The organism is Comamonas sp. UBA7840, assembly GCF_002501455.1.
In the GTDB taxonomy this organism is placed as follows: Bacteria; Pseudomonadota; Gammaproteobacteria; order Burkholderiales; family Burkholderiaceae_C; genus Comamonas; species Comamonas jiangduensis.
On record NZ_DLTI01000004.1, the window covers coordinates 130,994 to 151,360 of the forward strand.

Annotated in this window: 18 protein-coding genes and 1 pseudogene; 9 read left to right on the forward strand and 10 right to left on the reverse strand. The window is 58.5% G+C overall.

Annotation, left to right across the window (positions count from 1 at the left end; genetic code table 11):
• Nucleotides 1–637 precede the first annotated feature (637 nt).
• Nucleotides 638–877, forward strand: a complete 240-nt coding sequence (locus B3R00_RS01190) for a hypothetical protein (protein ID WP_286996944.1) — start codon at nt 638–640, stop codon at nt 875–877.
• A 234-nt stretch (nt 878–1,111) separates the two neighbouring features.
• On the opposite strand, the gene B3R00_RS01195 is transcribed toward B3R00_RS01190, so the two are convergent.
• The 3 genes from B3R00_RS01195 to dinG form a co-directional block, all read right to left on the reverse strand.
• Nucleotides 1,112–2,080 carry a TIGR03915 family putative DNA repair protein gene (locus tag B3R00_RS01195; RefSeq protein WP_286996945.1) on the reverse strand — a complete coding sequence of 323 codons (969 nt, stop codon included), beginning with the start codon at nt 2,078–2,080 and terminating at the stop codon, nt 1,112–1,114.
• Between the two features lie 13 nt (nt 2,081–2,093).
• Nucleotides 2,094–3,383 carry a putative DNA modification/repair radical SAM protein gene (locus tag B3R00_RS01200; RefSeq protein WP_286996947.1) on the reverse strand — a complete coding sequence of 430 codons (1,290 nt, stop codon included), beginning with the start codon at nt 3,381–3,383 and terminating at the stop codon, nt 2,094–2,096.
• Between the two features lie 162 nt (nt 3,384–3,545).
• Nucleotides 3,546–5,711, reverse strand: coding sequence for an ATP-dependent DNA helicase DinG (gene dinG / locus B3R00_RS01205; protein WP_286996949.1), 2,166 nt, complete (start codon nt 5,709–5,711; stop codon nt 3,546–3,548).
• A gap of 890 nt (nt 5,712–6,601) precedes the next feature.
• Here dinG and B3R00_RS01210 point away from each other — a divergent pair.
• Both B3R00_RS01210 and B3R00_RS01215 read left to right on the forward strand, forming a co-directional pair.
• Complete coding sequence (locus tag B3R00_RS01210; protein WP_286996951.1) at nt 6,602–7,450, forward strand: undecaprenyl-diphosphate phosphatase; 849 nt, start codon at nt 6,602–6,604, stop codon at nt 7,448–7,450.
• 55 nt (nt 7,451–7,505) lie between these two features.
• On the forward strand, nt 7,506–8,822 hold the full coding sequence (locus tag B3R00_RS01215) for a hemolysin family protein (protein WP_286996952.1): 1,317 nt from the start codon (nt 7,506–7,508) through the stop codon (nt 8,820–8,822).
• Between the two features lie 229 nt (nt 8,823–9,051).
• On the opposite strand, the gene B3R00_RS01220 is transcribed toward B3R00_RS01215, so the two are convergent.
• From B3R00_RS01220 to B3R00_RS01230, 3 genes are all read right to left on the reverse strand, one after another.
• On the reverse strand, nt 9,052–9,453 hold the full coding sequence (locus B3R00_RS01220; RefSeq protein WP_286996954.1) for a YkgJ family cysteine cluster protein: 402 nt from the start codon (nt 9,451–9,453) through the stop codon (nt 9,052–9,054).
• A 382-nt stretch (nt 9,454–9,835) separates the two neighbouring features.
• Nucleotides 9,836–10,153: a hypothetical protein gene (locus tag B3R00_RS01225; protein WP_286996955.1), complete on the reverse strand. Its 318-nt coding sequence runs from the start codon at nt 10,151–10,153 to the stop codon at nt 9,836–9,838.
• A gap of 40 nt (nt 10,154–10,193) precedes the next feature.
• Nucleotides 10,194–10,724, reverse strand: a complete 531-nt coding sequence (locus B3R00_RS01230; protein ID WP_286996957.1) for a PepSY domain-containing protein — start codon at nt 10,722–10,724, stop codon at nt 10,194–10,196.
• Nucleotides 10,725–11,037: 313 nt separating this feature from the next.
• On the opposite strand from B3R00_RS01230, the gene B3R00_RS01235 reads away from it, so the two are divergent.
• From B3R00_RS01235 to B3R00_RS01250, 4 genes are all read left to right on the forward strand, one after another.
• On the forward strand, nt 11,038–11,982 hold the full coding sequence (locus B3R00_RS01235; RefSeq protein WP_219163365.1) for an ABC transporter substrate-binding protein: 945 nt from the start codon (nt 11,038–11,040) through the stop codon (nt 11,980–11,982).
• Nucleotides 11,983–12,065: 83 nt separating this feature from the next.
• Nucleotides 12,066–12,968, forward strand: coding sequence for an ABC transporter permease (locus B3R00_RS01240; protein ID WP_286996958.1), 903 nt, complete (start codon nt 12,066–12,068; stop codon nt 12,966–12,968).
• Nucleotides 12,961–13,761, forward strand: coding sequence for an ABC transporter ATP-binding protein (locus B3R00_RS01245; protein WP_286996959.1), 801 nt, complete (start codon nt 12,961–12,963; stop codon nt 13,759–13,761). Before B3R00_RS01240 ends, B3R00_RS01245 begins: the two co-directional genes overlap by 8 nt.
• Entirely contained in the window at nt 13,761–14,573 is an 813-nt protein-coding gene (locus B3R00_RS01250) for an alpha/beta hydrolase (RefSeq protein ID WP_286996961.1), read from the forward strand. The genes B3R00_RS01245 and B3R00_RS01250 overlap by 1 nt, the downstream gene beginning before the upstream one ends.
• A gap of 60 nt (nt 14,574–14,633) precedes the next feature.
• Here B3R00_RS01250 and B3R00_RS01255 read toward each other — a convergent pair whose 3' ends face one another.
• From B3R00_RS01255 to B3R00_RS01265, 3 genes are all read right to left on the reverse strand, one after another.
• Nucleotides 14,634–15,323, reverse strand: a complete 690-nt coding sequence (locus tag B3R00_RS01255) for a GntR family transcriptional regulator (protein WP_286996962.1) — start codon at nt 15,321–15,323, stop codon at nt 14,634–14,636.
• 65 nt (nt 15,324–15,388) lie between these two features.
• Complete coding sequence (gene atzF / locus B3R00_RS01260) at nt 15,389–17,176, reverse strand: allophanate hydrolase (RefSeq protein WP_286996963.1); 1,788 nt, start codon at nt 17,174–17,176, stop codon at nt 15,389–15,391.
• Between the two features lie 167 nt (nt 17,177–17,343).
• Nucleotides 17,344–17,724 carry a hypothetical protein gene (locus tag B3R00_RS01265; RefSeq protein ID WP_286996964.1) on the reverse strand — a complete coding sequence of 127 codons (381 nt, stop codon included), beginning with the start codon at nt 17,722–17,724 and terminating at the stop codon, nt 17,344–17,346.
• Nucleotides 17,725–17,970: 246 nt separating this feature from the next.
• Here B3R00_RS01265 and B3R00_RS01270 point away from each other — a divergent pair, with 246 nt between their 5' ends.
• Together B3R00_RS01270 and B3R00_RS01275 are read left to right on the forward strand one after the other, a co-directional pair.
• Nucleotides 17,971–19,431, forward strand: coding sequence for a diguanylate cyclase domain-containing protein (locus tag B3R00_RS01270; protein ID WP_286996965.1), 1,461 nt, complete (start codon nt 17,971–17,973; stop codon nt 19,429–19,431).
• A gap of 46 nt (nt 19,432–19,477) precedes the next feature.
• Nucleotides 19,478–19,693: pseudogene (locus tag B3R00_RS01275) on the forward strand (integrase core domain-containing protein); the annotation flags it as partial.
• Between the two features lie 190 nt (nt 19,694–19,883).
• Here the strand turns inward: B3R00_RS01275 and arsH are convergent.
• Nucleotides 19,884–20,367, reverse strand: a 484-nt coding sequence (gene arsH / locus B3R00_RS01280) for an arsenical resistance protein ArsH (RefSeq protein ID WP_286996967.1), incomplete at its 5' end; no start/stop codon positions are given.

Genomic DNA, 20,367 nt, shown 5'->3' on the forward strand with positions numbered 1-20,367 from the left:
AGCTTTCTCGTAACGCAGTTACCAAAGCCGCTGCGCACGACATACCTGCGGCGGAAGGCTAAAACCGCCTGTGCATAACCTTGGGTAGAAAAAAAGGGTAAGTTGTAGTTTATCCACAGGCACTGGCGGTTTCTTGAACTTGTACCCAAAAGCGTGACTCACCATCCCTGTCTTCAGACACATACTTTAAGAATTTATAAACCATTGATTTGAAAACAACTTTTCAACTTATCCACAACAACCTGCCAACCTTACTATTACTACTAATTAAAAATAGAAAACATAAAGAATAACAAGCGCGCGAAAAAATTCGCGCAAAAGGTGCAGCCACTTTTCGTTTTTGCCTGTTTTTCCAGCTGACTCTAGGCATGCTCCTGGGTTTGTCTGTTCACAAATTGGATGGAGGTATGGAAAAAATACGGTTTTTTAGTTATTCACAGCAAATTTAATAGCTTGAATGCTTTGTTTTTAAACAGTTTTTTATAGATAACTAAGTTACATCACAGAAAGGATGCACTTGTGGATAGGTTGCTGAAGAAAAATGAGTTATCCACAAAATTTCAAAATTTTTTGAAGTTATCCCTGTTCACGCGACAGCAGCAACAGGGTTTCGCCCACATGATTCAGAGTCCACCAAGTGCTTGATATCAGCCCTGAAAGTGAACTTATCCACAAAGATAGTGGCGACTTACTATTACCTACTATCTTTATAAAAAATAAAAAAGAACAACACCCCGCAAAACCAGACAGCCAAGCCCTGAATCCGAAGTACGGCGATAAATGGCTGTCAGACATTGAAAAGTTCTTCTCAGCAGCCCATGCGCAGCGAGGCATCCTGCTGGTAAATCCGTGTAGGGTCAGAGAAGCATGGGGGTGATTAGCCAGTGATGACCCTCAGAGTTGTTCTTGCTCCCAAGCTTGTCCACAGGAAGTTATGCACAGCTGTGGAGGGGCAGAAAACGGTGTGCTGGCTTAGAATGCACATTCATTCAAAAAAATTCAATGCTCAGCCAAGTGCCTGTGAATACATAGAAAAACCATGCATTCAAACCTGCGAAAAACATTTTTCAGTCTTTTCAGGCGTTAGCCATTGCAGGGTCTACGCTGAAAGCTATGAATTTTTTGACTGATTGGCAGCCGTAGTGCCAGGCAGTGTGCGAGCCGGCGTACTGGGGGTACTGGCCAGCATGGCTGCGCTGCGGGCTTGGGCGGCCTGAATCAAAGGTGAAATCAGCTGTGCTTCCGGCAGGTTGGGCCAGTACTTGCGCGGCATTTCCTTGCGCATCGCGTTCACCTTCAGCCGTGCCGGATTGAAGATGTGGGCGTAATAGGTGAGCCACAATGCCTCGCCCGCGTCTGGCGCAGGCGCATCACAGGCTTGTGCACCCGGCCCCCAGCTCAGCACGCCAGGGCGGTTTTTCAAGGGCTGTAAAGCATTTTTCAGCACCACGCCGTGTTCCGCCAAGGCAGCTGCATTCGGTGCCTGGGGCCACCAGCGCAGGCAGCACTGCGGCGTCAGAATGGCCCAGCGCATATTGGCAAAGCGCTGCACGAAAAAGGGGGCTGCCGCGTGCACGATGTGGTGGCTGGGCTCAAACCAGGCCACATGCAAGGGGCCGCAGCCGTCCAGCGGGTCATCGGGCTGCTCCACCGGGCGAAAGCGGGCAAAAGCGTGCATTTTGTGCACTTCGTGGCGTACGGCTTTGACCCAGTGCTGCATCAGTACCCGGTCGGGATCCAGCGGGTCGTGGCGCAGGCCGAGCTCCCACTGCATGCGCCACAGCAGCCGGTACAGCACCGCAAAGCGCTCAGGCGCTGCGTTGAGCAAGGCTTGCTCCGCCAGGTGCAGCCATGCACATGGCACGGTCAGCGCTGGCGCTGCAGGCCCGCTGTGGTGATCGGGCACAGCCGTGGGTTGGGCGGCAGGGGCAAACAAGTCGGGGCTGTGCTGCTGGCGGTCTTGCGTCAGCCACTGCACCTCCTGGGGCGCAATCTGCTGGGCCCACAGCCAGCGGGCGACGTGGCGCCAATGGGCAAAGTCACTGCCGTCGCCGGGCAAGATCAGGGTGTGGCGGGCCATGGCTGCGGTGCCCCTAAAACAAGCTGGCCTGCTGGGGCTGCGGGGCCATGGGTTGCACCAGCTTGGCCGCCAGCATGGGGTCGTCCAGGCTGCGCCCCGGGCTCCACCCCACGCATTCGACAAAGGGCAAGATTTTGCGCAGCGGCAGCTTGAGCTGGTTCAGGTCACTGCGGTGCAGCATGCGCCAGCGGCGGGCAGCCAGCAGTTTCTGGACGGACTGCACGCCCAGCCCCGGCACGCGCAGCAGCAGCTCGCGTGCAGCGGTGTTGAGGTTGACGGGGAAGCATTCGCGATGCGCCAAGGCCCAGGCCAGCTTGGGGTCGTGTTCCAGTGACAGCATGCGCTGGCCTTGCGGGCCCACGGGCACAATTTCTTGCGCTGCAAAACCGTAAAAGCGCATCAGCCAGTCGGCCTGGTACAGGCGGTGTTCCCGCACCAGCGGCGGTGCGATGAGCGGCAGGTCGCGGCTGCTGTCGGGAATGGGGCTGAAGGCCGAGTAGTACACGCGGCGCAGTCCATAGCCCGTGTAGAGCTTGGCACTGGTGAGAATGATGTCGCCATCATCGGCCCCATCGGCGCCCACAATCATTTGCGTGCTTTGGCCACCGGGCGCAAACGCAGGGGGCTTGGCAGCCCGTGTGTTGCGCGATTGCGGCATGGAGATGACCGAGGTTTTGGCCGCCGCCCGGCGCTCGGCTTGCGAGGTGCTGATGTGGTGGTGCAGCTGCCCCATGGCGTGGTGGATGGTGGCGCTGTCTTTCTCGGGCGCCAGCTGGTGCAGGCCTTGCACGGTGGGCAGTTCGATATTGATGCTCAGGCGGTCGGCGTACAGCCCCGCCTGGGCCAGCAGCGCAGGATCGGCATCGGGAATGGTTTTGAGGTGGATATAGCCTTTGAAGCCATGCTCCAGCCGCAGGCTGCGGGCCACGCCCACGAGTTGCTCCATGGTGTAGTCGGGGCTGCGGATGATGCCGCTGGACAGAAACAGCCCCTCGATGCAGTTGCGCCGGTAAAAGTCGAGCGTGAGAGCGACCACCTCGGCCACCGTGAAACGGGCGCGGGGGATGTTGGACGTGACGCGATTGACGCAGTATTTGCAGTCGTAGACGCAAAAATTGGTCAGCAAGATTTTGAGCAGCGAGACGCAGCGGCCATCGGGTGTCCAGCTGTGGCAAATGCCATTGCCGGTGGTTGAACCAATGCCGCCCGCTGCGGCATGGCGCTTGGCGCTGCCGCTAGAGGCACAGGAGGCGTCGTATTTGGCGGCATCCGCCAAGATGGCAAGTTTGGTTTGCAGTTCCACTGTTTATTTATACAGTATTTGGGCAATCCGCAATGTCATCGATGGCAAATGGGCACTGTGCGTTTCTGCGCAGCCAGTGGCCGTGCGCCATGCCCAACGCTAGGTCTATAGAACCAAAATGGCCGCTAGCGCTGATGTATCAAGCGCTGGTAGCTCCTGTTTTTAAGCAGCACGCTTTTCCAGCGTAAAAGGTGGCAGGCCTTTGAGCAGTTGGGCCCCGTAGCTGGTGGCCACCAGGCGCCGGTCGTAGCAGTAGACGTGCGCCTGGTCTTCTTCGGTGCGGATGGCGCGGCCCACCCATTGCGCCAGGCGGATGGCGGTGGCAGGCACCACCAGGTCGTTGAACGGGTTGCGCCCGCTGCTGCGCAGCCACTCGGCACGCGACTCGCCCACGGGGTCGTCCGGTGGCGCAAAAGGCAGCTTGGTGATGAACAGCGACTCGCACAGTGCACCGGGCAAGTCCAGCCCTTCGCCAAACGACTGCATGCCAAAGATGATGCTGGGCAAGCCCTGCTCCACGCGGTTGCGGTGCTCGGCCAGCAGCATGGCGCGCGGCATGGCGGTTTGCACCAGCACCTGGGCGCGCATGGCGGTGGGCAGCGCATCGACCGCTTGGCGCATTTGCTCGCGTGAGGTAAACAGCACCAGCGCCCCGGCCTCGACCCGGCTGATGTCCAGCATCAACTGGTGCACCATCTCTTGCGTGAAGGCGGCGGCCTCGCGCGGGTCGGCACGGGTTTGGTGGGCAATCAGCGTGCCCTGCGCGGCGTAGTCAAAGGGGCTGGCCACTTCCAGCGTTTGCACGGCGGCATCGTTGGCCAGACCGGCTTCACGCAGAAAAAAGTCAAAGCTGCCACAGCTGGTGAGGGTGGCGCTGGTCAGCACCGCGCCGCGCACCTGGCTCCACAGATGGTGGCGCAGCGTGGCACCGGGCAAGATGGGGCTGGCGTGGCCTTTGACGACGATGTAGTCACCATCCACCTCCAGCGTGAACCACTTAGCATTGGGCACGCTTTCCGAGCCGTCTTCGCGGGTTTCGGGCTGCTGGCTCAGCAGTTGGGCGGTGTCGTGCACGGCCTCCAGGCGCGGGGCCAGCGTGCCCACTTGGGCGTACAACTGCGACAGGCGCTGCGCTTCGTCGGGTTTGTCTTTGATCTCGGCCTTGAGGGCCTTGGCAATGGCCCGCAGCACGTCCAGAAAGCCGCTGGCGTGGTGCATGACCTGCGCCAAGGGGTCGAGCAAGGCATGGGGCACATCGCCGCGTGGCACGCGTGCACGGGCCGGGCCAAAGCGCTCATCTTTACCTTTGAGTTGGTCGCCGTAATGCTCCATCACCAGGCGGGCCAGCTCGGTCAGGTGCTCGCGCAGGCCGCTGCTGTAGCCCGCAATGTCGGCAATCTCGTCCACTTCCATCAACTGGCCCACACGCAAGGCGCGGCTGGCCAGTTTGTCGATCCACTGCAGGCGGCTCATGTCCATCTCACACGCAAATTGCGAGAGGGCCGTTTGCGGCAAATGGTGGGCTTCGTCCAGCACCAGCAGGCTGTCATTCAGGTCGGGCAGCAGGCGCGCCCCCAAGCTGGAAAGCAGCAAATCATGGTTGGCGACAATGACCTGCGCGGCCACCATCTCTTTGCGGCGCTCGTAATACGTGCAGCTGTCAAACGTGGGGCAGTGGCGGCCGGTGCAAGAGCTGCCTTCGGCGGCCACCGGGCTCCAGGCTTCGGCCTCGGGCGGGTTAGGCAGGCTGTCGCGGTCGCCATTCCATTCGCCACTGGCCAGCGCATCCCTCATGGAGGCATAAAACTGCATGCGCGCTTCGGTCTCTGCTTGGGGACGTTTTTTGCGCTGCTCAGCCGCTTCTTCGGCAAACAGATCGTCCACTTCTTCACTGTTTTCGCCGGAACTGGCCAAGCGCTCTAGCTTGAGCTTGCAGACAAAACGTCCACGCCCTTTGGCCAACGCAAATTTGAAGGGCGTGGGTAGTTGCTGCGCCAGCGCAGGCAAATCTTTGTTTACCAATTGCTCTTGCAGCGCCACCGTGGCTGTGGATATCACCACGCGTGTGCCACGCGCCAGCGCCATCGCAATGGCTGGGGCTGCATACGCCAATGACTTACCCACGCCCGTTCCGGCCTGCACCACGGCGATGGCTTTTTGGGGATCGGGAGCACCCTCTTCCACCTTGCCGAGCTGGGCGAGCGACAGCGTGTGCGCGATTTGCGCAGCCATTTTGCGCTGCCCCTCGCGGAGGCGAAAGCCCGGAATGGAGGCAACGACGGCGTCAAAGGATTCCAGGGCCTCCGTGGCCCATTTTTTTTGGCTCATTGTGGGATGGTTTGGCTTGCGCAGCGGTAAAAGATGTGTGAAAAATTCTTTTCAATACATATTCACCGCAAAGACTGCATGCTTTTATTTATGTTGCGGTGCAAGTCTTGAGAGAAATTGCTGAAAAAACAGACAAAGTGCATGGAGTCAAGCGGCATGGATATGCCAAGGCGGTGAGCCCACTACTTTGTGGAAAATTGATTATAGGCTGTGGATGATTTTGAGGAAGTCGTGCAACGAGATGAGAACATTCAGGCCAAGCACATGTACACAACGCTGTGGAAAAGATAGGATTTGACGTTAGTCGAGGCATTGAAAAAATCTTTTCTTTCAATGCACTCTTATTCACAAGTCACTGGTTGTCGTTGGTTTGTGTATAACTTGATTTTTTGGGTGTGTTGCCGCTGGAAAGATGTGCACAAAAAAATTTCAGAAAGTTATCAACAGCTTGTGAGTAAATGCGGTGTATCAGCAGGTTGGCGCATCGCTAAAAAATAGCGTGATGTGTCAACACCTGCTTGCTACTATCTAAGGCCTTGCATAGTTTTTGAAATTTTTCATTCTTCTATGGAATGTTTTACCCCGTCTGTACGAACAAAAAATACCAAATACTGTGTAATTTTTTATATTTATTGAAATTGGAAACTTCAGTTTGTTTGAAAAGTAACAGTTCTACCAACCGCTGGTCGTACGTTTGATGAAAAAATAGGCAAAGTGCATCATTAGGCGCAGCAAGGGTGTCTGGCGCTGCCTGGATGAAGGAGCTGCAAGGCTTGGTCTGCCCATGGGGTGGGTTGCATGACGGTGCGGGTGAAGCCATGTCAGCGGGGATGGCGGTGTCAGCGCTACACTGGCCGACTGCTTTTTTGATGCCTTTTCACTTTCTTGTTATGCACGCAGCTTTTGGCTGGCTGGATGCGGTCATCCTTGGTTTGGTTCAAGGGTTGACGGAATTCCTGCCCATTTCTTCCAGCGCACACTTGCGCATCCTGGGTCCTCTTTTGCCGGGTGGCGCAGATCCGGGGGCAGCCTTCACGGCCATTACCCAACTGGGCACGGAACTGGCCGTACTGATTTACTTTCGCCAAGACGTGATGCGCATGCTGCTGGCCTGGTGTGCCAGCCTGCCGGTGATTGGCAGCCGCCAGCGTGGAGCGCCACTTTCCCAAGATGCCAAATTGGCTTGGCTGGTGGTGCTGGGCACGATCCCCATCTGTGTGCTGGGTTTGCTTTTGCGCGACTGGATTGAAACCACCTTCCGCACCCTGGCCGTCACGGCCACCATGCTGATCGTGTTTGGTCTGTTGCTGGGCTGGGCCGAAAGGCGCGGCATGCAAAACCGCCAAATCGGTGATCTGAGCTGGAGGGACGGCATCTTGCTGGGCCTGGCCCAGGCCATGGCACTGATTCCTGGGGTATCGCGCTCCGGTGGCACGATCACTGCAGGTCTGTTGCTGGGCATGACCCGCGAGGCAGCGGCACGGTTTTCGTTCCTGCTGGCCATACCCGCGGTGCTGATGTCGGGCTTTTATATGCTGCTGTTCAAGCGCGAGCCCATGACCAGTGAGCAATGGGGCATGACCTTGACGGCGACAGTGGTGGCCTTTGTGGTTGGCTACGCCGTCATTGTGTGGTTCATGCGGCTGATCTCCAGCAAGGGCTTTGGTTTCTTTGTGATCTACCGCGTGGTTTTAGGGCTTGCGATCTTGCTAGGCCTGTACTTTGGATTTATCCATTAATCTTCGACCTGTTATTGTTTGCTAGAGCGAGTTTGAAAGGACGCTCAACACCATCATGGAAATTCCTATACTTATCGCCCTCATTGTTCTCAATGGCTTGTTTGCCATGTCTGAAATTGCGCTGGTTACAGCGCGCAAGGCACGGCTTCAAAAATTGATCGATGAGGGCGATACCGCCGCAGCTGCTGCGCTCAAGCTCGGCGAAGACCCTACGCGCTTTCTCTCCACCATCCAAATTGGTATCACCTCGATTGGTGTGCTCAACGGTATCTTTGGTGAGGCTGCGCTGGCGCAACCTATGTCTGTGTGGTTGATTGAAATGGGGATGGCAGCCAACTACGCCAGCACCGTTTCGACCGCTGTCGTGGTGGTGGTGATCACCTATGTCTCTATCGTGGTGGGCGAGTTAGTGCCCAAGCGCCTGGGACAGACTAACCCTGAATCGATTGCCCGTCTGGTGGCCCGCCCCATCAACCTGCTGGCGAAGTTGACCAAGCCGTTTGTGCTATTGCTGACATCGTCCACCCGAGGCTTGTTGAGAATTTTGGGTGTGAAAGAGAGCAACGAATCGTCGGTGACAGAAGACGAAATTCATGCGGTGCTGGCCGAGGGCACCACTTCGGGTGCCATCGAGCAAAACGAGCACACCATGATTCGCAATCTGTTCCGTCTGGATGATCGCCAGATCTCCTCGCTGATGGTGCCGCGCTCGGATGTGGTGTGCCTGGACGTGAGCCTGCCGTTTGAAGCCAATATGGCCATCCTTGAATCGCAGGATCACGCCCGTTATCCCGTGATTGATGGCAATTTTGAGAATCTGCTGGGTGTCATCAACTCCCGCCAGTGGCTGGCCAATGCCCTCAAGGGCAAGCGTGACCTGCGGGAATCTTCAGAGCTGATTCAAAAGCCCATCTACATTCCTGAAACCATCACAGGCATGGAGTTGCTGGAGAACTTCAAGATATCAGGCTCGGCCATGACTTTTGTGATCGACGAGTACGGTGAAGTGCAAGGCATTGTCACCGTGCGCGATGTGACCGAGGCCATTACCGGCGAGTTTGTCACCGAAGACCCCAGCGATGCGTGGGCGGTGCAGCGTGATGATGGCAGCTGGTTGCTGGACGGTCACATTCCCATCATGGAGCTCAAAGATCGCTTGGGCCTGAAGACGGTGCCCGAGGAGGAAAAAGGCCGCTACCAAACCCTCAGTGGCATGTTGATGCTGCTGACTGGCAAGCTGCCTTCGGAGACCGATAAAGTGGTCTGGGAAAGCTGGGAGTTTGAGGTGGTGGACATGGATGGCAAGATCATCGATAAGATTCAGGCCACCAAAATTGAAGAGCCTCCTATCGATATGGCACCAGAGCCATAAGCAGCGTGTGCGACACAAAAAAGCAGCCCTTGGGCTGCTTTTTTTATGGTCGATATTCATGCGCTGTAAAGGCGGGGTGCCAATGCTGTGGCCCCCAATCGCCCCCTCACGGTGGCACGGGGCTACATCCCCATTCGCTGCCGCGTTTGCGCACCGCTAGCCATTGGTGTTGTGCAGTGTCTCAGCAGGCGGTGGCCATCCAAAGGGCGGGCATATCCATGCTCCCACCTCAGCGTATGCGTGCATCTCCGTACGCACACCAGCCGGGCTTGGGCCCTTTCTTTGGGTGAAGGCGGCAGGTTTCGGGGCGCTTGTCGTACACCGTGCAGCGGCGGGTGTGCGCATCCAGAAAATTGCAGTCGCCACTGGCGCGGCGCGCCATGGTGAAGATGTTGTGTTTGGGGTTGTAGTGGTCAATGCGCTTGGCTTTGAGCAGGCGTTTGGCAATTAGTTTGTGGTCGACGTTGTCGACTTCAAATTGATCGATCAGCTCCAGGCGCACCAAGTCGCTCAGCTGTACTTCCAGCGGCATGGTGCAGCAGTTGGCGCCGCAGGTGTCACACATGCCGGGCTTGTATTTGCTCCATGTTTCAAGGCGGTCAACGTCCACAATGCGGATGGCGGGTTTCATGGGAAAAGCAAAGGCTGCCATGGGCAGCCTGTTGAGAGACTATGAAAAAAAGAGCTGTTAGCGCTTTTATTTACTTGTTTTTGATATCAAAACTATCTGAATCAAAGGTAAATCAAGCGCTAATTGCTCATGAAAAATGAGTTTGCCGCCAGCTAGGCCGCAGGTGGCGCTGCAAATATACCCAGCCTGGGGCCTGCGCACTTCCAGATGCTTATAAAACCCAAGCCCGATCGCTACTGCTTACCTGCACGGTGTGGGCGACGCTTGCTAGCTAACCTGTACCGCAGGTGCGCTTACCACTTCGGATGCCGCATGGCACAACGTACAAGGCACAAGGGAAGGGGCCCGCGCACGCCAGCCCCAGGGCGCGTGGCACCAAGGCTTAGGGGGACTGGTGTACACCCACCAAGAACTGGCTGCATACCGATTGTGCGGAGGCGTTGGCCACGGACTCTGGGGCAATGCTCAGTTTGCTGGCGACCGAGCTGTAATGGCGCTTGAGGGTGCTGCCAGACAGCACGCCCAGCGAGCGCACTTGCTGGGGCGTCAGCATTTGGGCTTTCACCGCCTCTTGCATGGCCACGCAGACGCTGCTGGTGGCGTCATAACGCGCCACGGTGTTGGCATAGAAAAAATAGCCCCCCGCCACGCCCAGCAAGGCGGTGAGTAAAGCAATCAGGGCAACTTTGGCAGGGGACATGGCAGGCAACCGCGCAAGCGGTGGTTAGCGGTGAAGGGGGTTAATCGCGCTTGGCGCGCAGCACTTTGCCGTCAGCAGCATCGAGCTTGACTTCCATGATGGTGTGGTCGGCCTGCAGTACATCGACCTGGTAGGTGACCGTGCCCCAATGGTTGTCCAGCTCCGCTTTGACGGCTTTACCGGCGGTGTGGCGCGTGGCAGCTTGAACAGCCTGAACGATATCAATCTTGGCCGCCTGTGCACGCTCAAGGTCTTTGCGCTTGGCCTTGCCATCGTTTTGGTGCATGCGCGCTTGGCCGCTGCTGCCATCCACCCACACTTCCACGCTGTCGTTCTGGGGCGTCAGCACGGTGGCCTCGTAGCGCACGCCGGCCCCATCGCCATCGTCCAGCTCAATCTCGATGACTTTGCCCGGCACGGCTTGGGTGGCGTGGGCAATCGCTTGCTCCAAGTTCACTTGGAGCGGTGCCGTCAGCGCTTGCCACTGCGCGGGAGATTTGGCCTGCGCGCTCAGTGCCAGGCACGTGGCGGCAACGGCCAGCAGGGTACGGGAGGGGGTGAAGAAAGCCATGGTCTGCATCCTTTCAAACAAAGTCGTAATGCTGGCACCGTAAGTCATGCGGCACACAGCGGTGTGTGGGACGTGCTCGCAAACGCGCACCTTGACGCAACGCTGGTGCACGTGTGCGGGCTGGGCGCGCATCCATGGTGCATGGATGACGCATACCGTGCATAAATATGCGCGACAAGGCCATTTTTCAACACCGAGCAGTGGTCAAAAAGTTGGCATGGCGCTTGCATTGATAGGTCTCAAGTGCTTGTGTACTTGCTTGTATGCAAGCGCGGCACGTTTTTATCAGGTCTTCAATCACAAAGGATTTGCCATGTTGTCTCGCCGCCTTTTGCTCGCTTCTTTGACCTCTTGTGGACTGGCTTTGTCTGTGGCCGCCCCCACTGCGGCGCACGCGCAAGACAAGGTCATCAAGGTGGGCACGCTCAAGCTGATCCATGGCATCACGCCCTACTTCTATGACAAGTTCACACCCGCAGGCTACAAGATCGAAGTGATCCCGTTTGAGACGCCCACCGACGGCAAAAACGCCGTGGTCACCAAGTCGGTGGACTTTGGCACTTATGGCCTGGCTGCGGCCACACTGGGCGCTGCTGCGGGTGAGCCGGTGGTCATCGTGGCACCCACCTGCAATGGCGGCATGGCGATTGTGGTGGGTAAGCGCAGCGGCATCAGCAGCTTCAAGGAGCTCAAAGGCAAGCGCGTTGGCATCCTGCCCGGCTCCACCCAGGAGGCCGTCTTCAACGACCGGCTGCAGTCCGAAGGCATGACCATCAAAGACGTGAAATCCGTGCGCGTGTCTTTCAGCGAAATGGCGGGCGCGCTGGAGCGTGGTGACATCGATGCCTATGTGGGTGCAGAGCCCGGCCCCTCCATCAGCGTGACACGTGGTGTGGGCCAGGTGCTGGAGTTCCCTTATTCCACCCCCACCGGCAAGGTGAACATGGTCATGACCACGCACGCCGATACGGTCAAACAAGATCCGGCCTTGACCAAGGTGTTCCTCGACATTCACCGCAAAGCCTCGGAATACGCCATGGCCCACCGTGCAGAACTGGTGCAAATGGCGGGCGCCAAACTGGGCTTTCCCGCCGATGTGGCCAACCTAGCGGCGGACAACGTGGAGCTGACGTGGAAGATCGATGAAGACTGGATCAAGCGCAGCAAGTACTACGGCGCGCTGATGCTGGAGCGCAAGCAAATCCGCAAGCTGCCCGACTACAGCAGCTTCATCGTTACCGGCTTGAACCCCCAGTAATCCACCACCGCGCAGCGGCTGGGTTGGCCGCTGCAGCCGCACCAGACTGATGGTGTTTTTTGCCAGCTTCGGGACTATTTGCCATGCCCTCTTCCATCCTTGACCCCCATGTGCGCGCGGCGCCGGCAACTGCCGCAGCGCCCAGCCATGCGGCGGCTTCCGTCTCGGCGGAACTGATGATGCCGCCCCCACCCAGTGCCGCCAAAGTCTGGATGACCACCTGGCTGGTACCTGCCGTCTTGCCCCTGCTGTTGTTGCTGGCCTGGGATGTGGCGGTGCGCACCAGCGGAACCATGCTGATTCCTTCCCCGCAAGAGGTTGGATGGATGCTGTGGGACTTTGCTTTTGGCGGCATCTATGACGATGCCTTCAGCGCCACCCTGCCCACCCACTGGCTGCAGTCCATGGCGCGCGTCTACGGGGCTTTTGCGCTGGCTGCGCTGGTGGGCATACCCTTGGGCTTGGTGATTGGCAAAAACGCCGCCATACGCCGTTTTGTGGACCCTACGCTGCAAATGTTGCGCCCGGTGCCAGTCACGGCCTGGCTGCCGCTGTCCATGATCTTTTTTGGCGTGGGCCCCAATGCCGCCATCTTCCTGGTGTTTCTGGGGGCGTTCTTTCCCATTGTCATCAACACCACGTTCGGCGTGAAGTCGGTCGAGCCGCGTTTGTTCGAGGCCGCCGCCATGCTGGGCTGCAAGGGCACCTCCATGTTCCGCCAAGTGGTGCTGCCGGCGGCCATGCCTTCCATCTTTAACGGCCTGCGCCTGGGCCACGGCATTGCGTGGTTTTTGATTGTGGTGGGTGAGATGACGGGCGTGCCCGAGGGCCTGGGCGCAGCCATCATGGATGGGCGCATGCTCTCGCGCACCGATGTGGTGATTGCGGGCATGGTGGTCATCGGCTTCACCGGCTTTGTCACCGACCGTTTGCTGGTCATTCTCAACAACCGTCTGCTCAAGTGGAGCCCGCAACACAATGTCTGAAATCCTTGCACACCGCACCCCTGCGCCCATTCTGGACATTGCGAATGTCAGCAAAGTGTTTAGCCTCAATGGCCGCCCTATCCACGCCCTGAAAGAGGTGAATTTACAGATCCAGAAGGGCGAATTCATCTGCCTGATTGGTGCCTCGGGCTGTGGCAAATCGACCTTGCTGCGCATCATGGGCGGTTTTGAAAACGTCTCCACCGGCGTGGCCAAGATGTACCACACCCCGATCAACGAACCCGGGCCCGACCGTGGCATGGTGTTCCAGGACTATGGCCTGTTCCCCTGGCTGACCGTGCGGCAAAACATTGCCTTTGGCCCCAAGCAGCGCGGGCTGCCGGAGGCCAAGCTGCGCGAGGTTGCCGACCACTACCTGCACATGGTGGGCCTGAGCAAGTTTGCCGACCACTTTCCCAACCAGCTCTCGGGCGGCATGAAGCAGCGCGTCTCTATTGCGCGCGCGCTGGCTAACGACTGCGAGGTGCTGCTGATGGACGAGCCCTTTGGCTCCCTGGATGCGCTGACGCGCGAAGTGCTGCAGCAGGAGCTGCTGGACATCTGGGCCAAGACCCGGTTGACCGTGATCTTCGTCACCCATGCGGTTGAAGAAGCCGTGCTGCTGGCCGACCGCGTGGTGGTCATGACCGCCGGCCCCGGCCGGGTGGAGCGCGACTACCGCATCCCGCTGGAGCGACCGCGCCACATCACCGCGCCGGAGTTCAATGCGGTGCGCCAGGAGTTGACGGAGATGCTCAGCAGCCATGTGGCCCACCACGCGAAAGCCGCCTGATGCTGGATAAGCTGTTGCATCTGAATGCGGCGGCGCGCAAGGCCGCCTATGACAACACCAGCGCAGTCGCCAACAGTGCCGCACAAGTGGCCGACTTTGAAGCGCGCAGTGCTGCGCTGGCACAGCACTTCAAGGGCCAGCTCGATGTGGCATATGGGCCGCAAGCACGGCAAAAATTCGATTTCTTTGCAGGTGCAAGCGGGGCGGCCACCCTGCTGTTCATTCACGGTGGCTACTGGCAAATGCGGCACAAAAACACCTTCCGTTTTGTGGCCGAGGGGGCGCTGCAAAACGGCGTGAATGCGGCGCTGATTGGCTACACCTTGGCGCCGCAAGCCAGCCTTACGCAGATCGTGCAAGAGGTGTTGCAAGGCATTGCTGCGGTGCGTGCACATGCCTTGCAACATGGAGCCGCAGATCGCGTGTTGCTGTGCGGCTGGTCGGCGGGCGGGCATTTGACGGCGCTGGGGCTGCATGCCCCGGGCGTGGTGGCGGGCCTGGGTATCAGCGGCATCTATGACCTGGGCCCCATCCGGCACAACGCTTTGAATGAGGCGCTGCAGTTGTCAGAGACCGAAGTGCAGCAACTCAGCCCCTTGCGCTTGCCGCTGGTGCACCAGCCCTTCATTACCGCGTATGGCACGGCAGAGTTGGAGCAATTGCAAAGGCAGAGCCAAGCGTTTGCACAGTACCGCCAAGGGCTGCCCCACGATGTACTGCTACCGGTGGAAGGGGCAGACCACTTCAGCATTTTGAATGCCTTGGCGCAGCCCGATGGTGCGCTGCTGCATGCCTTGCTAGCCCACCGCTAGCGCTGTAACGGCAGCTTGCAAAGGCACCACAGAAAGTTATTTTTTGGTAGCTGCTATCGCTTACTCAGTAAGCGATAGCGCCACTTTTCGCTTGGCATTTTGCAGCATATGCAGCGTGATGTTTTTCACCTCATCGCGGCTGACACGAATGTGTTTTTGCAGCAGCACTTTGGCTTGCAGACCATCGCGCTGCAGCAGTGCCTGCAGGATGCGGCTGTGCTCCTCATAGGTCACATCGATGCGGTAGTTGCGCGTGAATTCCAGGCGCCGCACGATGCGAATGCGCTCGGTAATGTCGCGGTGAATGCGTGCCATCTCCAAGTTGCCACTGGCTTGCAGCAAAGCCATGTGAAAGTCTTCGTCGTGGCGCGAGACCACGCTTTTTTCACACAGGCGATCGGCGGCTGGAATGCACCACAGCGCCGTCAAATCTTGCAGCCTGTGCGCCAGGTCTGGCGCAGCCACCAGCAAATCAACGGCGGCGCACTCCAGCACGGCGCGCACGTCGTACAGCTGCTCAAACACCGCAAAGTCCAGCTGGTTGACCACCCAGCCCATCTTGGGCAACACCGAGATATAGCCTTCGCGCTGCAGCCGCACCAGGGCTTCACGCACGGGGGTGCGGCTCATGCCCAGTTGTTGGCCCACTTCGCTTTCGCTGAAGCGGTCTCCAGGCACGTACTGAAAATTGTCCAGCGCCTGGCGCAGTGTTTCATAAGCGACAGAGGCGAGGCTGGCAGCAGCAGGCATACAAGGTTCCTAGGGTGTTGAATCGAGCGTGGCAGCGCACGGTGGCGGTGGGCTGCCCGGGTACATCAGCTGGCGTTGCAATACGCGCGCCAGCCACCCCATGCGGTGATGTCTTGGGCTTGTGTCAGCGCAAAGCCCTCGCAGATAAAACCCTTCACAGCGCGGCCATCCTGCAGCGTGACCGTGCCAATGCCCAGCGGCGCGGGCACACCGGCCACAAAGCGCCCCAGGTTGGCCACGGGCATGTCCCAGACCTCCACGGCAATGGCGCCCCCATCCTCGGCACGTGCCAGACCGGGTTTGGCGGGCACCGTGCCTGCCAGCGCATACAGGCGGTAGTGGGGTGCCGTGTGCGTGGCTTCACGAAAGCGTGCGCCGCAGGCAAGCAGCTCATGGTTCAGCGGCATGCCGCGCAAATGGGCGCCCACCACGGCCAATTCCAGGGTGTCCCCCTGTGCGGGCACCTGCCAGGTGGGCAAAGGCCCCGTGGGCTTGCTGTGCAAGCCGGTCACCCCTGCGCTCAGTAGTGTCTGCGCCTCCAGTTGCTGGGCCCAGCGCACCAAATCGGGTTCGCGCCATGCGGGTGCAATCATGGTGATGCCAAACGGCAAGCCGTTGGGCAGTTGCGAGGCCGGAATGGCAATCGCTGACCAGCCCAGCAAATTCACAAAATTGGTGTACGTGCCCAACTCGGAATTGACCGCAATCGGGTCGGCCTGCACCTCGGCAATGCTGGGGTGGCGCGGCGCACTGGGCACGCACAGCACATCGACGGTCTCCCAGATTTTTTCGGCCTGCTGCTGCAAGGCTTGCAGGCGATATTGCGCTGCAAAGGTGTCGACCGCCGTGAAGCGCTGGTGCACATCCAGCACTTGGCGAATCACGGGCAGCAGTGCTTCAGGCTGGGCCTCGTAAATGCTGCGTGCCCCCACCACACGCTCTGCCACCCACGGGCCGTAGTACAGCAGGTTGACGACTTCCTGCAGGATGTCGAAAGCCATGGGCTGCACCGCCTGGGTCTGGGGCTGCAAACGCGCTACGAATGTGTGGAATGCGGCCTCATAGGCATCCGACAGTCGGCGCGTTTGCGGCACACCCACGCGCAGCTGCGCTAGCGGTGTGTGCTGGGCCAAAGCAGGGCGTGGCTGGCAGTAGCTGTCACCTGCATCCACCCCTTCCATAAGGGCCAGCACCGTGGCACTGTCGGCCACATTCAGGGCCAGCACCCCGATGCAGTCCAGCGTGCGGCAGGCAGGCACCAAACCAGTGCTGGGCACTGCACCTGGTGTGGGCTTAAGGCCCACAATTTGGTTGAACGCGGCCGGCACACGGCCAGAGCCTGCCGTGTCGGTCGACAGCGCAAAGGGCACCAAACCGCGTGCCACGACCGATGCAGAGCCCGAGCTGGAGCCGCCAGAAATCAGCGTTTCATCCCACGTATTGGGCACCACGCCGTATGGCGAACGTGTGCCCACCAGGCCTGTGGCAAATTGGTCCAAATTGGTCTTGCCCAGCACGATGGCGCCCGCGTTTTTCAGGCGCTGCACTGCCACCGCATCGACTTGTGCGGTATAGGCAAAAGCAGGGCAGGCCGCCGTCGTGGCAAAACCAGCCACATCGATGTTGTCCTTCACCGCAAACGGTATGCCGAACAGGGGGAGCTGGGCCCGCCCGTGCTTGGCTTCCAGCGTCTTCAAGGCTTGTAGTTGCGCGTGCAGTTGGTCCGCGCTGGCAATGCTGATCCAGGCCGTGTCATCGGCCTTGAAGGCTTGGCGCTGTTGCTCCAGCAGCAGTGTTGGGTCTGCGCCCTCGTGGTATGCGCGCTTCCACTCGTCGAATGTGCCAATCAGCATGATGAATACCTAGATGTATACAAGATGCGGATATCAAGCAGGTTGCGTGCCAGATAGGGGCGCGGCGTGTTGTGCCTGATGAAGGGGGGAAGTCCAGCCAGCAGCGGCTGTGGCGCAGCCCATGTCGCCACAAGAGAAATTGAAGCCTTTTATGGCTCTAGGCTTTATCAATATTGCGCTGATAGCTCTTGTTTTTGAGACGGTGCGCAGAAGATGCGGTTAAGGTAAAAACTGGCGGGCTGAGTGCGTCCAAGTTGCTGCACCAGCAGCGGGCCTGCAGATGAAAAATGCGGCATAAATGCCCAAGCAACGGACATAGCCTGGGTGCGAAAACCGGCTGCGGCCTGTACGGTGTTGCATGCTCGAGGACGGCAGCCTCTGGCGGTGAAGCTGCTCGACGCCATGCAAGCCGGCGCGGCATGATGCGTGAAATTCTTTTTTGAAAGAGCAACTTCCATGCAGCCAAAACCAACAAGCACACCTGCACAACAACCCAAGGCGCGCATTGTGCTCAACGGAGATCTGTCGCACTTGGAGGAGGTGCCCATCTTCATCACGAGGGGGACTTGTGGCGTACTTTCCGGGCTGAAGCAGCAGGAGCAAACGGCAGCAGCACCGGCACAAAACAACAAAAAAAATCCCTGACCGAAGCGGGGGAGGGAAGGACGTTCAGACGGAAGCAAACCATGCTTTCATGGAAGCTGAACACGTGAGAGGATGGAAACATGGACACTCCAGCCTGCTTATTGATTTCTCGGTAGCGTTCACTCCATCACTGTGCCAGACACCACCCTATGCAATTGCCCAGCCAAACAGCGATCAGTCACGTACAGCCGGAGCGTGAGCGCATGATGCGTGGGTTGTTCCACGAGTACATTGACATGTATGCCTCAAGGGATGACCGCCTCACGACACGCTTTAGTCAGAGCTTCACGGGTTTCACCGGCAGCTGGGGGCGGCTGATCCAGGATCGTGATGAGTGGATCCGCATCACCCTGCAAGATTTTGAGCAGGTGCCAGGCCCCATTCGCATGGAAGTGACCGACGTCTCGCTGCAGGATCTCAGCACTGAGGTGGTCTCTGTCGCTGCGACTTTGCGCATTCACCTGCCCCATGACGCCGATTTAATGGCCAACCATGTGACGAGGCTGGTGCTGGTATTTCGCCTGGAAGCGGGCGCATGGATGATCGCGCATTGCAGCTATTCCGTGCCGTTTCATGGCACAAACGACGATGAAGTCTATCCAATCAGGAGCCTGCAGCAGCAGAACCGCGCTTTGCAGGCACTGGTGGCCGAGCGCACTCGAGAGCTGCAAGAGAGCCAAGCGTTTTACCGCCTGCTCACGGAAGATGCGGAAGACGTGCACTGGCAGATGGACCGTGATTTCATCATCACCTATATCAGCCCGGCGGACGAGCGCCTGCGCGGCTTTCAGGCCGCTGAGGTGGTCGGGCGCCCGGTATTTGAGCTACTTACTGAAGAGGCTGGCGCACTGGTCAAGCACGCGATCCATCTCAGCGTACAAAAAGCGCTGCCGGCAGGCCCAACCAGCTTTCGCAAGTTTGAGATCCAGCAGCTTTGCAAGGATGGCAGCCTCGTCTGGGGTGAGGTACTGGTCAAGGCCGACCTGAACGCCAAAGGCGAGGTGGTTGGATACCACGGCATCACGCGGAATGTCACCGAGCGCAAGCGCCTGGAGGAGCAAGTGCGCCAGTTGGCATTCCACGACACCCTCACCAACCTTGCCAACCGCCGCCTGCTGCTGGAGCACCTGGATCAGGCGATGGGAGAGAGCAAGCGCAGTCATCACTACGGCGCACTGATCTATCTTGACCTGGACAACTTCAAACCCCTGAACGACATACACGGCCACGGCATGGGCGACCTGCTGTTGATTGAGGTGGGGTCACGCCTCAAGGGTTGTGTGCGTGCGGCCGATACCGTGGCACGTATCGGCGGCGACGAATTTGTGGTGCTGCTGCGTACCTTGCCCCCTCAGTTGGATGAAGCGTGCGTACAGGCCATCGCCGTGGCAGAAAAAATCCGTCGCTGCCTGGCCGAACGTTATGTGCTGCGGTCCGTGCCAGACGCATCGGCCATCGAACACGCATGCACCGCCAGCATCGGTGTGGCGCTGTTTTGCGGACGCGATGAAACCCTGGAAAGCTTGATGCAAAGGGCCGATCAGGCGATGTACCAGGCCAAGGAAAACGGACGCAACCGCGTGCAGCTTGCGTTGACTACAAAAAAATAGCGGGGGTGCAATTCCGCTGTGGGCTGAGGCCATGTGAGCCCCCGCTCCAGCCTTGAGCAACCAGAACGCCTACATCAAATCATTCAACGGGAGGTTTCGCGATGAATGCCTCAACGAGCACTGGTTCACAAGTCTGGCGCATGCACGGGTCATTGTCGAAGCCTGGCGTCGGGAATACAACGAGGAGCGACCCAAGAAATCGCTTGGAGGGCTGAAGCCCTCAGCCTATGCACCGAGGTTGATGCAGAACCAGTTAAATTAAACCCCGGACTCAAAGGCCAAGTGCTACTCAAACATAGGGTGATGTCGGTACAACAGCAAGAACGAACGCATGGTTCTAAGAGCGCGCCTGATACCTGTAAATCACTGAAACTACCTTGAGTTTCCCCTTTCTGCTGCACTGCAGATGGAGGCATGTTCTACTGCGTGGTCGGCTGCACTGAGGCCATCAATTAAAGCTGCATTAGCGTTTGCGCATGCTTTTTTTCCATGTCCTCTTTACGTTCGCTGTAGCGGTCCACCAAATAAGGCGCAATGTCACGGGTGAGTAAGGTGAACTTCATCAGCTCCTCCATCACATCGACAACGCGGTCATAAAAAGAGGAGGGTTTCATGCGACCATTCTCTTCAAACTCTTCGTAAGCCTTGGCCACAGAGCTTTGGTTAGGAATGGTGAGCAAGCGCATCCAGCGCCCTAAGACACGCAGTTGGTTCACGGCATTAAAAGACTGCGAACCGCCACACACTTGCATGACAGCCAAAGTTTTGCCTTGTGTGGGACGAATCGCGCCCTCAGAAAGAGGTATCCAGTCAATCTGGCTCTTCATGATGCCGGTCATGGCTCCATGACGTTCGGGTGATGTCCATACCATGCCCTCACACCAGCGCACCAGGTCGCGTAGTTCTTTGACCTTGGTGTTGATTTCCACGCAGAAC

Excerpts from the sequence above, each read along its gene's own strand:
- B3R00_RS01195 (WP_286996945.1), bottom strand. The coding sequence starts at position 2,080 with ATGGCCCGCCACACCCTGATCTTGCCCGGCGACGGCAGTGACTTTGCC.
- dinG (WP_286996949.1), bottom strand. The coding sequence starts at position 5,711 with ATGAGCCAAAAAAAATGGGCCACGGAGGCCCTGGAATCCTTTGACGCC.
- B3R00_RS01210 (WP_286996951.1), top strand. The coding sequence starts at position 6,602 with ATGCACGCAGCTTTTGGCTGGCTGGATGCGGTCATCCTTGGTTTGGTT.
- B3R00_RS01215 (WP_286996952.1), top strand. The coding sequence starts at position 7,506 with ATGGAAATTCCTATACTTATCGCCCTCATTGTTCTCAATGGCTTGTTT.
- B3R00_RS01220 (WP_286996954.1), bottom strand. The coding sequence starts at position 9,453 with ATGAAACCCGCCATCCGCATTGTGGACGTTGACCGCCTTGAAACATGG.
- B3R00_RS01225 (WP_286996955.1), bottom strand. The coding sequence starts at position 10,153 with ATGTCCCCTGCCAAAGTTGCCCTGATTGCTTTACTCACCGCCTTGCTG.
- B3R00_RS01230 (WP_286996957.1), bottom strand. The coding sequence starts at position 10,724 with ATGGCTTTCTTCACCCCCTCCCGTACCCTGCTGGCCGTTGCCGCCACG.
- B3R00_RS01235 (WP_219163365.1), top strand. The coding sequence starts at position 11,038 with ATGTTGTCTCGCCGCCTTTTGCTCGCTTCTTTGACCTCTTGTGGACTG.
- B3R00_RS01240 (WP_286996958.1), top strand. The coding sequence starts at position 12,066 with ATGCCCTCTTCCATCCTTGACCCCCATGTGCGCGCGGCGCCGGCAACT.
- B3R00_RS01245 (WP_286996959.1), top strand. The coding sequence starts at position 12,961 with ATGTCTGAAATCCTTGCACACCGCACCCCTGCGCCCATTCTGGACATT.
- B3R00_RS01250 (WP_286996961.1), top strand. The coding sequence starts at position 13,761 with ATGCTGGATAAGCTGTTGCATCTGAATGCGGCGGCGCGCAAGGCCGCC.
- B3R00_RS01255 (WP_286996962.1), bottom strand. The coding sequence starts at position 15,323 with ATGCCTGCTGCTGCCAGCCTCGCCTCTGTCGCTTATGAAACACTGCGC.
- atzF (WP_286996963.1), bottom strand. The coding sequence starts at position 17,176 with ATGCTGATTGGCACATTCGACGAGTGGAAGCGCGCATACCACGAGGGC.
- B3R00_RS01265 (WP_286996964.1), bottom strand. The coding sequence starts at position 17,724 with ATGGGCACCTCCTCCAAGTGCGACAGATCTCCGTTGAGCACAATGCGC.
- B3R00_RS01270 (WP_286996965.1), top strand. The coding sequence starts at position 17,971 with ATGCAATTGCCCAGCCAAACAGCGATCAGTCACGTACAGCCGGAGCGT.